This window comes from Rubrivirga sp. S365, assembly GCF_032248475.1.
GTDB classification, from domain to species: domain Bacteria; phylum Bacteroidota; class Rhodothermia; order Rhodothermales; family Rubricoccaceae; genus Rubrivirga; species Rubrivirga litoralis.
On the sequence record NZ_JAVTTN010000001.1, the window covers coordinates 56,243 to 71,113 of the forward strand.

Below are 14,871 nucleotides of genomic sequence, written 5' to 3' on the forward strand. Positions count from 1 at the left end.
CCGCCCCCGATGTCCGCCCCGCCCCTGCTGCCCGGCGTCCCCGGCGACGTCACGGCGCCGCGCCAGACGCTGCTCCCCGACCTCCGCCGGTTCCGGCTCGCCGACGACGCGTCGTACACGTGGCGGCACACGCCCGAGGGCGGGGCGGAGGGCGTTTACCGGCTCGTCGTGCCGGCTGGGTTCGAGCACGACTTTGCGAGCGTGCCCCGGCCGCTGTGGACGCTCGTCGCGCCCATCGACCTGGGCATCGCGTCCATCTTCCACGACTGGCTCTACGCACGGGCCGGCCGCGCCGAGACGCTCCGGTGGGCGGGGCGGACGCCGGGGGCGGGGCGGACGCCGGGGGCGGGGTGGGAGCCGGTGCCCAAATGGTGGACGCGCCGCGACGCCGACCGGCTGTTCGCGCGGCTTATGCGCGAGCAGGGCGTGCCACGATGGCGGCGGCGGGCGGCGTTCCTGGCCGTCCGCGCGTTCGCGGGCGGGGTTTGGGGGCGACGTCAGACGCGCCCGGCGCCGCGGCCATAAGCCCTACCTTACGCCCGGCTCCCGCGTCCGCCCCGCCCTCTGGGACCGCCCTTTGGGTTCGCCCCGCCGCCATGCTCCGCCTGCTCGCTCTCGTCCTCCTCACGGTTCTCGCGGCCGGGTGCGCCACGACCACGCCGCCCCGCCCGACCGCAGACGCGCCGGGCGGGGCGGCGCTTCCGACGATCGCCGCGAAGACGGCCGGCATGGAACGGCGCGACGGCTTCCTGCCCGTCTACTGGGACGCCGCGGCCGGGAAGGCGTGGCTCGAAGTGCCGGCGCTCGACACGGACCTCCTCTACGTCGTCTCGCTGGCGGCCGGGCTGGGGTCGAACGACGTCGGCCTCGACCGGGGGCAGCTCGGCGGCGAGCGCGTGGTCCGGTTCGAGCGGGTCGGGCCGCGCGTGCTCCTCGTGCAGCCGAACCTCCGGTTCCGGGCCGACACCGACAACGCGGCCGAGCGGCTGGCCGTCGAGGACGCGTTCGCGCCGTCGGTCGTGTGGGGCTTCGACGTGGGCGCCGAGGGCGAGGGCGGGGCGGTGCTCCTCGACGCGACCGACTTCGTGGTCCGCGACGCGCACGGCGTGGCACAGCGGCTGAAGGGGACCGGCCAGGGCGCGTTCGCGCTCGACCGCGCGCGGAGCGCGCTCGTCCCGGCCGAGCTCAAGGCGTTCCCGCAGAACACGGAGCTCGAAGCCCGCCTCACGTTCGCCAGCGACGCGCCGGGCCGCTACGTCCGCGACGTGGCCGCCGACCCGACGGCCGTGACGGTCCGCGTGCGGCACTCGTTCGTGGCGCTCCCGCCGCCGGGCTACACGCCGCGGCCGTTCCGCCCGGCCTCGGGCTACTTTCCCACCGGCTACGCCGACTACGCGGTCCCCATCGGCGAGGAGGTCGAGCGGCGGTTTATCACGCGGCACCGTTTGCAGTGCGCCGCCCCGCCCGACGCGAGCGGCCTGTGCGACCCGGCCGAGCCCATCGTGTACTACCTGGACCCCGGGACGCCCGAGCCCGTGCGCGGGGCTCTCCTGGACGGGGCGCGGTGGTGGGCCGACGCGTTCCGCGCCGCCGGCTTCCGCGACGCCTACCGCGTCGAGGTCCGGCCGGACTCGGTCGACCCGCTCGACGTCCGCTACAACACGATCCAGTGGGTCCACCGGGCCACGCGCGGGTGGAGCTACGGGGCCAGCGTGACGGACCCGCGGACGGGCGAGATCCTGAAGGGGGCCGTCTCGTTGGGCTCGCTCCGCGTGCGCCAGGACTACCTCATCGCCGAGGGCCTGCTCGCACCGTACACCGGCGAGAACGCGGCCGGCTTCGACCCGGAGGGCGACCCCATGCTCGCGCTCGCGCTCGCGCGGCTCCGCCAGCTCTCGGCCCACGAGGTCGGCCACACGATCGGGCTCGCCCACAACTTTGCCGCCTCGACGCAGGGCCGCGCCTCGGTCATGGACTACCCCGCCCCGCTCGCCGCCGTCGCCGAGGGCGGGGTGGACCTGTCGGACGCCTACGGCGTCGGCCTGGGCGACTGGGACGTGCAGGCCGTCCGCTACGGGTACACGCCGGACGAGGGCGCGCTGCCGGCGATCCTGGCCGAGACCCGCGCACGCGGGCTCCTCTTCCTCACCGACGCCGACGCCCGCCCCGCCGGGGCCGCCTCGCCCGTCGCCGCGCTCTGGGACAACGGGGCCGACGCCGTCGCGGCGCTCCGCTCGCAGATGGCCGTGCGGCGCGCGGCGCTCGACCGCTTTGGGGAGGCCGCCGTCCGCGAGGGGCGCCCGCTGGCAACGCTCGAAGAGGTCCTCGTCCCGCTCTACCTCGGCCACCGCTACCAGGTCGAGGCGGCGTCCCACCTCGTGGGCGGGGTGGCGTACGCGTACACCGAGCGCGGCGACGGATCCGCCCCGCCCGCGCCGGTCCCGGGTGACGTGCAGCGCGCGGCGCTGGGCGCGCTCTTGGAGGCCGTCACGCCAGCGGCCCTCGCGCTGCCCGACGCGGCCCGGTTGATCCCGCCCCGCCCGCCGGGCTACGGCGCCACGCGCGAGTTGTTCGACCGGCGGACGGGGCTCACGTTCGACCCCGTGGCCCCGGCCGAGACGGCGGCGACGCTGGTGTTCGGGTTCCTGCTCGACCCCGACCGCGCGGCGCGGCTCGCGTACCAGCCCACCCTCGACGGCTCGCTCCCCGGCCTCGCCGACGTCCTGGAGCGGACGACGACCGCCGTCCGCACGGCGCCGGCGGCGACGCCCTACGAGATGGCCCTCCGCCGGGCCACCCTCTCCGCGTGGGTCGACGGCCTGCTCGGCCTCGCGGCCGACGACGACGCAGCCCCCGAGGTCCAGGCCGCAGCGGTCGACCACGCGCTCGCGCTCGGCGCCCAGCTCTCCGCCGACGGGGGCGGGGCGGACGGCGCGCTCGACCGATGGCTGGCCGACCGGATCTTCCGCTTCCTCGACCGCGAGTACGACCCGGAGGGCGGGGTGGAGCGGCTGGACGCGCCGCCGGGGGCGCCGATTGGGAGCAGGTAGAGCAGGTAGAGCAGGTAGAGCAGGTAGAGCAGGTAGAGCAGGTAGAGCAGGTAGAGCAGGTAGAGCAGGTAGAGCAGCCTACGGCCGGTGGGCGGGGGCGCACCAGCGGTCGCGGGTCGAGATCATCCGAAGCAAGCCGGCGTTGATCTGCCGGTACTGGGCCGCGAGCGCGGTGGCGACGTCTGCGTCGAGGTAGCCGCAACGCTCCGCGAATCGGACCCACGTCAGCGTCTCTTCGGCCTCGGCATGGGCGTCGGAGAGTTTGCTCGCAAAATGTCTGGGATACCCGCGCTTTGCCCACGCTTCGGACAGGTTTGCGCAGACGCTCCGAGACGACCGCCGGACCTGATCGGTCAGCGCATACTGCTCTTCCTTCGGCCACCGCTTCGACTGCTCGAACAGCGCCATCGCACAAGCGAAGGCCTCGCCATAGACGTGGAGCTCTCTGACTTCTCTGATCGCCATTGCTCTACCTGCTCTCTCGCTCTACCTGCTCTCCCGCTCTACCTGCTCTCTCGCCCCCTCACCCCGCCCCGCCCATCAGCCCGCGCTCGGCGAGCGACGTGAAGCCGCGGCCCGCGATGACGATGTGGTCGTGGACTGGGATGCCCAGCACCCGCCCCGCCTCGACCAGCTGCTTCGTGACCGCCACGTCCTCGCGGCTGGGCTCGGGGTTGCCCGACGGGTGGTTGTGGAGGCACACGACCGACGCGGCGTGCTCCAGGATGGCCCGCTCGAACACCTGGCGCGGCTCGACAATGGAGGCCGCCAGTCCGCCCGTCGTCAGCGTGTACTCGGACGTGACCACGTTGGCCGTGTTGAGGTGGAGCACGACGAACACCTCGCGGGGCAGGTCGCGGAGGCGCGGGCCGTAGGCGGCGGCCACGTCGGCCGGGCTCCGCACCTGGACGCGGCCCGCGGGCGGGGCGGCCTCGACGCGGCGGCCGATCTCGAACACGGCCGCCAGCTGCGCCGCCTTCGCCGGGCCGACGCCCTTCGTGGACCGCGCCACCTGGGCCGCGTCGCGCCGGGCCAGCTTCGCCAGCGACCCGTACGCCTGGAGCAGCGCCTGCCCCAGCTCGACGGCCGACACGCTCCGCCCGCCGACGCGCGTCCCGCTCCCGAACACGAGCCCCACCAGTTCGGCATCCGACAACGCGGACGGGCCTTTGGCCAGAAGCTTTTCGCGGGGCCGGTCCGCTTCGGGCCGGTCGCGGATGGGGACGTACCCGTACTGGACGTCGGGCTCCTCGGGCTCGTGGAGCGAGATCCCGGGGCGGAAGGCGTCGGCGGGCATGGGCGGGGTGGGTGCGAGCGGGCCTCGCTAGACCCGCCGCCCCGCCCGGCGTAACCCTCCCGGGCCGCCCCGCCCCCGCAGCGACAGCGGATTTGCGGGCGGGGTGGTACCACGTCTGCCCCGCGTCGCGCCTCACCGCCCCGCCCGAAACGCACGCCGCCCCGCCCCGGACGAGCGGGGTGGGGCGGCCGGTCGACAGGTGGGGTGGCGCCTCGTGCCTTACTCAGGGATCAGCTCGTTGAGCAGGTGCTCGTTCGACGGGCTCAGCTGGATCTGCTTGAGCAGCGCCTGCATGGCCTCGTCGGGGTAGCGGGAGTTCAGCGCGCGGAGGAGCATGTTGCGCTGCTTCGCGATCTCGTCCGGCACGAGGCGCTCCTCGTTCCGCGTCCCCGAGCGCTTGATGTTGATGGCCGGGTAGATCCGCTTTTCCGAGAGGTCGCGGTCGAGGACGATCTCGGCGTTGCCGGTCCCCTTGAACTCCTCGAAGATCACGTCGTCCATGCGGCTGCCGGTCTCGACGAGCGCCGTGGCGATGATGGTCAGCGAGCCGCCGTTCTCGATGTTCCGGGCCGACCCGAAGATCTTGCGCGGCATGAGGAGCGCGCGGGCGTCGAGGCCGCCCGACATGGTCCGCCCGGAGTTGCCGCCGAACAGGTTGAACGTCCGCCCGAGGCGCGTGAGCGAGTCGAGCAGGATGACGACATCGTTCTTCTGCTCGACGAGCCGGCGCGCGTACTCGAACGCGAGCGTGGCCACGCGGACGTGGTTGTCCTCGCCGGCGTCGTTCGACGACGCGAAGACGGTGCACTCCGTGTTCCGGCGGAAGTCGGTCACCTCCTCGGGCCGCTCGTCGATGAGCAGGGCCACGAGCTTGACCTCGGGGTGGTTCTCGGCGAGCCCGGCGGCGATCCCCTTCAGGAGCACCGTCTTGCCGGCGCGGGGCGGGGCGACGATGAGCGCCCGCTGGCCCTTCCCGAGCGGCGAGACCATGTCGATGACGCGCATCGACGTGTCGTCGGAGCCGGTTACGAGGTGGAGCTTTTCCTCGGGGTAGATGACGAGGCCCTCGTCGAAGTCCTCGGTCTCCTCGGCCCACTCGTCCGGGCTCATGCCCATCACTTCCTCGACCTCGGAGACTTGCCAGGCCCCCTTGCGGCCCGGCTTGATCGTGCCCTTGAGGAGCACGCCGTCGCGGAGGTTGTACTTCTGGATGAGCGGGGGCGGCATGAACGGGTCGTTGTCGCCCTTGGTCAGCGACGTCGAGAGCTCGCGGATGAACCCGAACTTCTTGTCGCCGATCAGCTCGAGCATGCCCTCGAACGGCTCTCCGGGGTGGCCGCCGCCCTTGCTGTTGTCGCCGCCTTTCTTCGGGGAGTCCCCGCCCTTTTTGGAGCGGCTCCGCTTTTTGCGGCGGCCCCCGCCCTCGTCGTCGCTGCCGCCCTCGTCGGGGAGGCTGTCGCTGGAGGCGACGGGCTCGGCGTCGCGCGTCTTGCGGCGGCGGCGCTTAGGGGCCTCGGAGCCGCCGTCGGCCTGGGCGTCCTCTGTGGGGGCCGGGGCGTCCTCCTTCTTTTTGCGCGTGCGGCGCTTGGCGGGGGCTTTCGCATCGGCCGCGTCGGACGATCCGTTCGTGCCGCTGGCGCTCCCGGTGAGGTCGATGACCTTGGTCCGCGACCGCGACCGGCGCTTGGTGTCAGCGTCGTCGGGGCGGTCCGTCGCGTCGTCGGGGGCCGACGAGCTCGTCTTGTCTGCCATGAAATGGATGGCTGGCGATACAGGGCGTCGGCGGGCGCCGGCGCGTCGGGGGGGAAGACGGCCTGGGCCGAGCATGCGCTCAGGCGTGTGCGGCCGCAGGGGTCCGTGCGGATCGTTCGGGCGTCCGGCGCGTGTGCGGCCGGACAAGCACTCGGCCCAACTCAGCGCGGGCCTGTGCGAAACGGTTACAACAATCGGGCCGGCCGCGGAGGCATCCGCTCCGTCTCGCTCCGCTGCGACGACGTGACTGCCGGCCCTAGAGTGCCCCGGCTGCGTCGGTTGGGTTCGCGAGTGGGGCCACGTTCTGACGACGGAGAAGATAGACGGTTTCCCCACGGGAAGCAAGCGCACGTGCCGCTCCGCTCCCACGTCGGGCGGGGCGGAGGCTACGGCCCCCGCGGGCGGGGCGGCGCTATCCTCGGGCCATGCCCGACCTCTCCCTCGAACGCCGCCACTGGGCCGCCGGACGGCGCGCCGTCGCCGGCCTGGACGAGGCCGGGCGGGGCTGCCTCGCCGGCCCGGTCGTGGCCGCCGCCGTCGTGCTCCCGCCGGACGCCCGTCTCCCCGGCCTGGACGACTCCAAAAAGCTCTCGCCAGCGGCCCGCGAGGCGCTCGTCCCCCAGATCGAACGCGTCGCCGTCGCCGTCGCCGTCGGCCAGTGCTCGCCGGAGGAGGTCGACCGGCTGAACGTGCTGTGGGCGGCGATGGAGGCCATGCGCCGCGCGGCGGCCGCCCTTCCCGCCCCGCCCGACGCGGTCCTGGTCGACGGCAACACGCGGATCCCAGACGCGCCGTGCCCGCAGGAGACGGTCGTCAAGGGCGACGGGCTCAGCCTGTCGATCGCGGCGGCGTCGGTCGTGGCCAAGGTGACGCGGGACCGGATCATGGTCGAGCTCGACGCGGCGTTCCCGGCCTACGGCTGGGCGGGGCACAAGGGGTACCCGACGGCGGCGCACTACGAGGCGCTCGCGGCGCACGGGCCGAGCCCGCACCACCGGCGCTCGTTCCGCCTCACGCGGTAACGCGCGGGCGGGGCGGCGGCTGGCGGAGCACACGCGGGCGGGGTGGAGCGCCCGTCAGCCGCCCCGCTCGACGACGGCCTCGGCCACGTCGCGGGCGACGAGGGCGGGGAGCCGGTCGGCGTCCACGACGAGGTGGGCCTGGGCGTACGTCGGCTCGCGCTCGGCCAGGAGCGCACCGACGCGCTGGGCCAGCGCCTCGCCCTGGAGCGACCGCCCCGCCCCGTCGGCCAGGAGCGGACGGCCCCCGGCGTCTCCGAGGCGTGCGAGCGTGGTCGCGGCGGACGCGCGGAGCCACACGACGACGCCCGCCGACTGCGCCGTCCACAGGTTCACGAGGTCCACGAGCGCGCCGCCGCCGGTCGCCACGACGAGGCCCTCGGCGTTCGTGGTCTCGGCGAGGGCCTCGGCCTCGGCCTCGCGGAACGCGGCCTCCCCGCCCCGCTCGAACAGGGCGGGGATGGTCTGCCCCGTCCGCGCCTCGATCAGCCAGTCCAGGTCGACAAAGCGGTACCCCAGGCGGTCGGCCACGAGCGGGCCAACGGTGCTCTTGCCGGAGGCCATGAAGCCGGTGAGGTAGACGCGGGGGGACACGGAAGGAAGGCGGAAGGCGGAAGGCGGAAGATCGCGCGGGCAGCGGGCAGCGGGCAGCGGGCAGCGGGCAGCGGGCAGCGGGCAGCGGGCAGCGGGCAGCGGGCAGCGGGCAGCGGGCAGAATGCACCACCCCGCCCACACCAGGGGCGGGGCGGCCGACGTAGCGGCGTTGCATGCAACGCCGTCGGGCCGCAGCGTCTGGGCGGGGCCGTAGGGGCGACCGGGCCGGGCGGGGTGGCCGGAACATTTCACGGCGCCCGCCCCATCCCCCATCCCCCATCCCCCATCCCCCATCCCCCATCCCCCATCCCCCATCCCCCTTGCCCACCACGCGCCTTCTGATCGAGTACGACGGGACCGACTTCCGCGGCTGGCAGGTCCAGCCGGCGGGGCCGACGATTCAAGGCACCGTCGAGGCCGCGCTCGCGACGGCGCTCCGCGCGCCCGTCGCCGTCGTCGGGTCGGGGCGGACGGACACGGGCGTCCACGCCCGCGGGCAGGTGGCGCATTTCGTGACCGACGCGGCGCCCGACGCGCACCGGCTGCGGGCGGCGCTGAACGGGCTGCTCCCGCCGGCCGTCGCCGTGCTCGCCCTGGAGCCCGCACCCGACGGGTTCCACGCGCGGTTCGACGCGCGGCGGCGGCGGTACACGTACCAGGCCACGACCGAGCCCCGTGCCCTCGACCGCCGGACACGCGCGCTCTTCCGGCCCGCCCCCGACGTCGACGCCATGAACCGGGCCGCCGAGACGCTCCTGGGGCGCCACGAGTTTTCGTCGTTCTGCCGGACGAAGTCGGAGACGACGAACCGCGTGTGCACCGTCGAGACGGCGCGGTGGGTGCCCGGAGCGCGCGCGGGCGACTGGGACTTCGAGATCGCCGCCGACCGCTTCCTGCACGGTATGGTCCGGGCCGTCGTCGGGACGCTCGTCGAGGTCGGGCGCGGGCGCCGGCCGGTAGACGACCTCGTCCGCGTCCTCGGCGCCCGCGACCGCCGCGCGGCCGGCCCCGCCGCTCCGGCCCTCGGCCTCGTCCTGGAGCGCGTGGACTACGCCGAGCCCGCGTTCGCCGCCCCGCCCGCCGCCCCGCCCGCGGCGCTATAGGGGCGGGGCGGGCACCGGACCGCGACGCGGAGCGTTGACGGCAACTCCACGCAACCATTCCGCGCCCTGCCCGAACCATGGGCTCTCACGCCGCCGCACCGGACGCCCCGCCATGCTGATCCAGCGTTTGCTCCAGATCCTCGTCGTCGCCATCGTCCTGGTGGCGGCGTTCGGCCTGCTCGCGCTCGTGCTCGACCTGGTCGGGTGGCTCCTCGCGCTGGCCGTCCGCGTGATCATCGTGCTCGTGGTCGTGGCCGCGGGGCTCCGGTTCGTCGAGCTCGTCCGCGACAAGAGCCGGCGGTAGAGCGCGGGCGGGGCGGTAGCTTGGGCGCTACACTTTGCCCCGCCCGATGCCCGAGTCTGCCACCGCCGCCCCGCCTCTCCAAGTCTCCTCCGAGACCGCCCCGCTCCGGCAGGTCGTGGTCCACACGCCGGGCGAGGAAATGGCGCTCGTGGCGCCGGGGAACAAGGACGAGCTGCTGTTCGACGACCTCCTGTTCGTGGAGGAGGCCCGCGAGGAGCACGCCACGCTCGTCCGCCTGTTCGAGGCGGCCATCGGCGACGCCGGCGCCGAGGGCGGGGCGGTCCTCCAGCTGTCCGACCTGCTCCGCGAGGCGTTCGACGGGGCCGACGCGCGCGAGTCGTTCGTCGAGGCGCTCGTCGAGCTCCTCCCCGAGCGCAACTTCGAGGCGTACGAGGCCGAGCTCAAGGCGCTCGGCCCCGACGCGCTCCACCGCTTCGCGCTGACGGGGCAGGCGCCGTTCGCGGTCTCGGCCACGCCGCTCCCCAACCTCCTGTTCACGCGCGACCTCTCGGCCGTCGTCGGCGACCACCCGATCCTGAGCCTGGCCGCGACGGCGGCGCGGCGGCCCGAGAGCGCGATCATCCGCACGATCTACCACCACCACCCGCGGTTCGCGGCGGCCCGCGAGCGGCTCATCGAGCTGCCGGAGGACGTGACGTTCGAGGGCGGCGACCTCCTGGTCGTCGACGAGCGCGTGGTGATGATCGGGCAGAGCGAGCGGACGAGCCTGGGCGGCGTGCTAGCCGTCGCGCGGGCGCTTCTGGACCGAACGTCCGTCGAGCACGTGCTGATGGTGAACCTCCCGAAGGAGCGCTACTGCATGCACCTCGACACCGTGTTCACGTTCGCCGACGACGACACGTGCGTCGTCTTTCCGCCCATCATCGAGGAGCCGCGGGACCACGTCCTCCACATCGAGGCCGGCGCAGAGCGGGGCGGCGACGGACCCCGCGAGTTCCGCATGCGCCCGCTCCCGAGCGTCCGCGAAGCGCTCGAGGAGGTAACCGGCCGGTCGTACACGTTCATCCCGTGCGGCGGCACCGACCCGATCCGCCAGCGGCGCGAGCAGTGGACGGACGGGGCCAACCTGTTCGCTGTCCGCCCCGGCCTCGTCGTCGGCTACGCCCGCAACCGGGCGACCTACGAGGCGCTCGCCCGGGCCGGCTTCCACGTCGTCAGCGCCGATGACTTCCTGGGCTTCTACGGCGACGCCGCGGCGGCCTCGCAGGACCGGATCGCCGTCCGCCTCTCGGGCAACGAGCTCTCGCGCGGGCGGGGCGGCCCGCGCTGCATGACGATGCCGCTCGTGCGAATGCGGAATTCGGAATCGTGAATGCGGAAGGGCTACCACCCCACCCCGCCCAGGCGCATTCCATTTCGTCATTCCGCGTTCAACATTCCGCATTCTAGACCGTGTCTCTCGCCTCGCTCCTCGACCCCGACCGCCGGTGGATGCAGATGGCCCTGAAGGAGGCCGAGCGGGCGTACGAGGCCGGTGAGGTCCCCGTCGGCGCCGTCGTGGTGCAGGGCGGGGCGGTCGTCGGGCGGGGCCACAACCAAGTCGAGCGACTCGCCGACCCGACGGCACACGCCGAGATGCTCGCGGTCTCGGCCGCCTGCCAGACGCTCGGCACTAAGAACCTCGCCGGCTGCACGCTCTACGTGACGCTGGAGCCGTGCCCCATGTGCGCCGGCGCGCTCGTGTGGGCGCGGCTGGACCGGCTCGTGTTCGGGGCGTTCGACGAGAAGGCCGGGGCCGCCTCCACGCTCTTCGACATCCCCCAGGACCGGCGCCTCAACCACCAGGTCGAGACGGTCTCCGGTGTCGAGGCCGACGCCGCCGCCGACCTCCTGCGCGCGTTCTTCCGCGCCCGCCGCCCCGCCCCCGACGGGCGGGGCGGCGCATAGGGGGCGAGGCGGGCCACCCCGCCCAGGCAGCGGCGACCAAGGCGGCCGGGGCGGCACAGGTCCGCGGCCCCGTTTCCACGTCCGCTTGGCAACACGCCGGGGGCGGGGCGGTAGCAGCCGGACACCGCCCCGCCCCGCCGTGCCCAACGGACGCCCCGCCCCGCCCCGCCCCGACGCCGTCGACCTCCTTGTGGTCGGCGCCGGCCCCATCGGGCTCGCGTGCGCGATCGAGGCGGAGCGCGCAGGGCTCACGGCGCGCGTGGTCGAAAAAGAGGCGCTCGTCAACTCGATCGTCGGGTACCCGACGCTCATGGAGTTTTTCTCGACGCCCGAGCTCCTGGAGATCGGCGGGCACCCGCTCGCGACCACGCTCTACAAGCCGCGCCGCGAGGAGGCCCTCGACTACTACCGCGCCGTCGCCCAGCGCGAGGGGCTCGATGTCCGCCTCGGCGAGCGCGTGCTCGCCGTCGAGGGCGGGGCGGGCGACTTTACCGTCGTCACGTCGCGGGGGACGCACGCGGCCCGGGCGGTCGTGGTCGCCACAGGCTTCTTCGACCAGCCCAACCGGCTCGGCGTCGAGGGCGAGGACTTGCCCCACGTCGCCCACTACTACAAGGAGCCGTACCTGTACAGCGGGCGGCGGACGGTCGTGGTCGGGGCCAAAAACTCGGCGGCCAAGGCCGCCCTGGAGATCAACCGCCACGGCGGCGACGTGACGATGGTCGTGCGGGGCGGGGAGATCACGACGAGCGTGAAGTACTGGATCCGCCCGGACCTCCTCAACCGAATCGAGGAGGGCGCCATCGAAGCCCACTTCCACTCGACCGTCGAGCGCATCACGCCGACGACCGTCCACGTCCGCACACCCGACGGCCCGCTCGCCGTCGAGGCCGACTTCGTCCTCGCGCTCATCGGCTACCACCCGGACTTCTCGTTCCTGACCGCGGCCGGCGTCGAGCTCGACGGCCCCGCTCGCGTCCCCGTCTTCGACGACGATACGATGGAGACGACGCGGCCCGGCCTCTACCTCGCGGGGACCGTCTGCGGCGGCTACAACACGAGCCGCTGGTTTATCGAGAACGGCCGGATTCACGCGGCCCGGATCGCCGCGCACCTGGCGGGGCGGCCGGTCCCTCACGTTGAGGCGGTGGGGCAGCCCTGACCGCCCCCGCCCGGGCGGGGCGGCCGTCGGGCGGGGCGGACGAAACGTGAGCGGCCGGCACCCCTGGAGGCGCCGGCCGCTATAGCGTAGAACCGGGGTTCGGATCTAGCTCCCGACCGTCACGCCGACCGTGCAGGACGCGTTGCTGCGGGCGTTTGCGGCCGTGATCGTGGCCGTGTACGTCCCCGCCGTGTTGTACGTGTACTGGAGGGGCAGGCTGACGTTGTTGGCCGTCACGCCGTTGCCGTAGTCGACGGACACGCTCGCGTCGCCGACCAGGCTGTTGACGACGCCGTTGAACTGGACCGCCCCGCCCACCGGGACCGCGCTCGGCTGGGCCGTACACTCGCTGATCGTGACGGGCTCGCGGACCTCAATGTCGAGGGTGCACGAGTCGCTCCCGTCCTCGTTCTCCACGACAATTGTCGCGTCGTAAGACCCGGCCTCCGGGTACGTGTAGGTGACGGGGAATGACGCAACAGGCACGACGTCAGGGGCCGTGTCCGCGTCAGGACCGTCCACGCCGTACGTGATTGAGACCTCGGAGTCGAGACGGCCTGCGGTCACCGCGCTGAACGTGATGGGGTCGCCTTCGACCACCCGGTACGTCACGTTGTCTCCGTTGCGGACGAGCGACGAAGACGTCGCGGCGCACGCCCCGACGGACGGCGGCTCCGTCACCGTGACATCCTCGGTGCCAGCGTACGTCCCGTCACTGACGGTGACTGTGTAGGCGCCCCGGGTCCCGAACGTAACGTCGTAGTACTCGCCGTCGCGCCGAACCACGCCGGTCGGGTTGCCCGGTCCTTCGACATTCCACGCGTACGTCTGGTCGATCGTGTAGGCCTGGATGTAGTAGGGCACCGTCGTCGTCGGGTCAGTCTCGACGTCGACGCTCGTAATCGTTACGCCGGTCGCGGTCGTGTCCGCCATGTACCGGATCTCAGGGGCGACCTCGACGGAGGACGCGCCGACGATCGTCCGGGAGTCCCCGGCTTCAAAGTCGAGGTTGTCCTCGAAGTTGTCGCAGGCCGTGAGCCCCGCCGCGAGGGCGAGGGTCCCCAAGAGGAGGGGGCGAAAGCGGGAGGAGATAGGCATGGAGGCGATACAGATAAAGCGGTTCAGGAGAGCGAGCGGGGGTGGTTACAGACCAATGGGCGCAACGTCCCACCAGACTCGGGTCCCCTGTGTGTCGGGACCCTGGCTGGCGATGGCCGCGGCCAGGTTATCGCTGTTCAGAGCCTCCTCCTGGGTGGGGTAGACGAGGCGGACGGGGATCGGCCCCTCGAAGGAGTCCAGCTTACCTCCGACCGGCTCGATCAGGACACCTGTAAAGTCGAGCCGGCGCCACTCGGACCAGCCCTGAATGCCCTGCATGTAGAGGGCGAGCCACTTCTGAACACCCAGAACCTGCCTGTAGTTGGAGCCGTCGAGATCGGGGAGGTCACTGACGTAGTCCTCTACGACATCCTGATCGTCGACGCCCCAGTACTCAAACGAGGTGCGGACGGCGTCCTCGAACAGGTCGTCAGCGTCGCCGCTGATGAACCCGCGAGCGGCGGCCTCAGCCTTGATGAACAGGACCTCGTCGTAGAGCATGAAGATGGCCGGCGACGTCGCTTCCCGCGTGATCTCGCCCGGACGCGAAAAGTTGGACCGTGGAATGGCCGCGGCTACGCCTTGCGCAAGCCCGTACGGGAGTCCTTCGTACACCGGCGCCCCCGGCGTCACCTCCACGGAACGCGGGGTGGGTGCAACGTAAATCGGGAGGCGCGGGTCGTTCCGCTCCTGGAGGGTCGTCACCAGACCTTCAGTTACGGCCCAGTCGTCGCGGCCCGTGATTTCGTAGTTCTCGTAGATCGGGTTCGTGTACGGCTCCGACGTTGTAAAGTCGAGGATCGCTGCGTCAGCCACGCTGTTCATCGGGCCGGCCGCAATGGCTTCTTGGATGGCCTGCGCCGCCTGGTCCGGGAGTTGGTCCGACATCCGCATGGCGATTCGCATCTTGAGCGAGTTGGCGAACCGCTTCCACCTAGCCGCGTTGCCGCCGTAAATGAGATCGCCTGGGACAGTCCCGGCCACGTCAATCATCGCCTGATCCTCCGTTAGGCGGCGGATGAGGTCGGGGTAGATCTCCTCCTGTGGCGTGAAGGCCGGCACCCGGTTGTCCCGCCCCTGCAGAGCCTCCGTGTATGGGATGTCGCCCCAGATATCCGTCATCACGTGGAACGCGAACACCTGCATGATGTCGGCGACGGCGACCTGGTTCTCCGGGCTGACAGCGGCCTCGTCCTCCGGCACGAGCCGTTTGAGCTCCTGGAGGTTGCTGATCACGAGGTAGAGATCAGTCCAGTAAGCGTCCACGACGTTTTCGCGGTACTGGTAACGGTCCTCGCTCGTGTACTGGTTCTGCGTCCAGTACTGGGCGTAGAGGAGCCCGAAGCGGCCGTTGTTGAAGCTGTCAAAGTAGTTCTGCGCGAGGTTTACCTCCGCACGGGACAGGATGAACCCTGTCACAGGCTGCGTCGACTCGTTCGGGTTTTCGTTGAGCTCGGTAAGGTCGCAGGCGCTCAGCGTGAGGGCGCAGGCGACGACACCGACGAGGGCAATGGATCGGTTCACGGGAGGAGAGTCAGAAGGTGTACGGGTCGCGACGGCCGCCCCGCCCGCGTCGCGCGGGCG

14 protein-coding genes are annotated in these 14,871 nt (G+C 72.5%); 8 read left to right on the top strand and 6 right to left on the bottom strand.

Annotated features, from left to right (window positions below; translation table 11 throughout):
* The first annotated feature begins 9 nt into the window (after positions 1–9).
* The gene (locus tag RQM47_RS00195) at positions 10–525 is read left to right on the top strand and encodes a DUF1353 domain-containing protein (protein WP_314006910.1); all 516 of its coding nucleotides are present in this window, start codon (positions 10–12) and stop codon (positions 523–525) included.
* A 71-nt stretch (positions 526–596) separates the two neighbouring features.
* Positions 597–3,050: a zinc-dependent metalloprotease gene (locus RQM47_RS00200; protein ID WP_314006913.1), complete on the top strand. Its 2,454-nt coding sequence runs from the start codon at positions 597–599 to the stop codon at positions 3,048–3,050.
* A 78-nt stretch (positions 3,051–3,128) separates the two neighbouring features.
* Here RQM47_RS00200 and RQM47_RS00205 read toward each other — a convergent pair whose 3' ends face one another.
* The 3 genes from RQM47_RS00205 to rho all read right to left on the bottom strand — a co-directional run bounded on the left by RQM47_RS00205 (position 3,129) and on the right by rho (position 6,099).
* Complete coding sequence (locus tag RQM47_RS00205; protein ID WP_311662372.1) at positions 3,129–3,515, bottom strand: four helix bundle protein; 387 nt, start codon at positions 3,513–3,515, stop codon at positions 3,129–3,131.
* Positions 3,516–3,573: 58 nt separating this feature from the next.
* A complete protein-coding gene (radC, locus tag RQM47_RS00210) occupies positions 3,574–4,347 on the bottom strand; it encodes a RadC family protein (protein WP_311662373.1) in 774 nt (257 codons plus the stop codon).
* Positions 4,348–4,566: 219 nt separating this feature from the next.
* Positions 4,567–6,099, bottom strand: coding sequence for a transcription termination factor Rho (rho, locus tag RQM47_RS00215; protein ID WP_311662374.1), 1,533 nt, complete (start codon positions 6,097–6,099; stop codon positions 4,567–4,569).
* 425 nt (positions 6,100–6,524) lie between these two features.
* On the opposite strand from rho, the gene RQM47_RS00220 reads away from it, so the two are divergent.
* Positions 6,525–7,121, top strand: coding sequence for a ribonuclease HII (locus RQM47_RS00220; protein ID WP_314006915.1), 597 nt, complete (start codon positions 6,525–6,527; stop codon positions 7,119–7,121).
* Positions 7,122–7,175: 54 nt separating this feature from the next.
* On the opposite strand, the gene RQM47_RS00225 is transcribed toward RQM47_RS00220, so the two are convergent.
* The gene (locus tag RQM47_RS00225) at positions 7,176–7,712 is read right to left on the bottom strand and encodes a shikimate kinase (protein WP_314006917.1); all 537 of its coding nucleotides are present in this window, start codon (positions 7,710–7,712) and stop codon (positions 7,176–7,178) included.
* Positions 7,713–8,032: 320 nt separating this feature from the next.
* Here RQM47_RS00225 and truA point away from each other — a divergent pair, with 320 nt between their 5' ends.
* From truA to RQM47_RS00250, 5 genes are all read left to right on the top strand, one after another.
* Positions 8,033–8,815 (top strand): tRNA pseudouridine(38-40) synthase TruA, encoded by a 783-nt coding sequence (truA, locus tag RQM47_RS00230; RefSeq protein ID WP_314006920.1) that lies wholly within the window; start codon positions 8,033–8,035, stop codon positions 8,813–8,815.
* Between the two features lie 112 nt (positions 8,816–8,927).
* Positions 8,928–9,119 (top strand): hypothetical protein, encoded by a 192-nt coding sequence (locus RQM47_RS00235; protein WP_311662378.1) that lies wholly within the window; start codon positions 8,928–8,930, stop codon positions 9,117–9,119.
* A gap of 46 nt (positions 9,120–9,165) precedes the next feature.
* Positions 9,166–10,452 carry an arginine deiminase family protein gene (locus RQM47_RS00240; RefSeq protein WP_314006922.1) on the top strand — a complete coding sequence of 429 codons (1,287 nt, stop codon included), beginning with the start codon at positions 9,166–9,168 and terminating at the stop codon, positions 10,450–10,452.
* Positions 10,453–10,532: 80 nt separating this feature from the next.
* Entirely contained in the window at positions 10,533–11,027 is a 495-nt protein-coding gene (tadA, locus tag RQM47_RS00245; protein ID WP_311662380.1) for a tRNA adenosine(34) deaminase TadA, read from the top strand.
* A 139-nt stretch (positions 11,028–11,166) separates the two neighbouring features.
* Positions 11,167–12,189, top strand: a complete 1,023-nt coding sequence (locus RQM47_RS00250; RefSeq protein WP_311662381.1) for a YpdA family putative bacillithiol disulfide reductase — start codon at positions 11,167–11,169, stop codon at positions 12,187–12,189.
* 105 nt (positions 12,190–12,294) lie between these two features.
* Here the strand turns inward: RQM47_RS00250 and RQM47_RS00255 are convergent, their stop codons facing one another.
* Both RQM47_RS00255 and RQM47_RS00260 read right to left on the bottom strand, forming a co-directional pair.
* On the bottom strand, positions 12,295–13,287 hold the full coding sequence (locus RQM47_RS00255; protein WP_311662382.1) for a PKD domain-containing protein: 993 nt from the start codon (positions 13,285–13,287) through the stop codon (positions 12,295–12,297).
* 45 nt (positions 13,288–13,332) lie between these two features.
* Positions 13,333–14,811 carry a SusD/RagB family nutrient-binding outer membrane lipoprotein gene (locus RQM47_RS00260; RefSeq protein WP_311662383.1) on the bottom strand — a complete coding sequence of 493 codons (1,479 nt, stop codon included), beginning with the start codon at positions 14,809–14,811 and terminating at the stop codon, positions 13,333–13,335.
* Positions 14,812–14,871 lie beyond the last annotated feature (60 nt).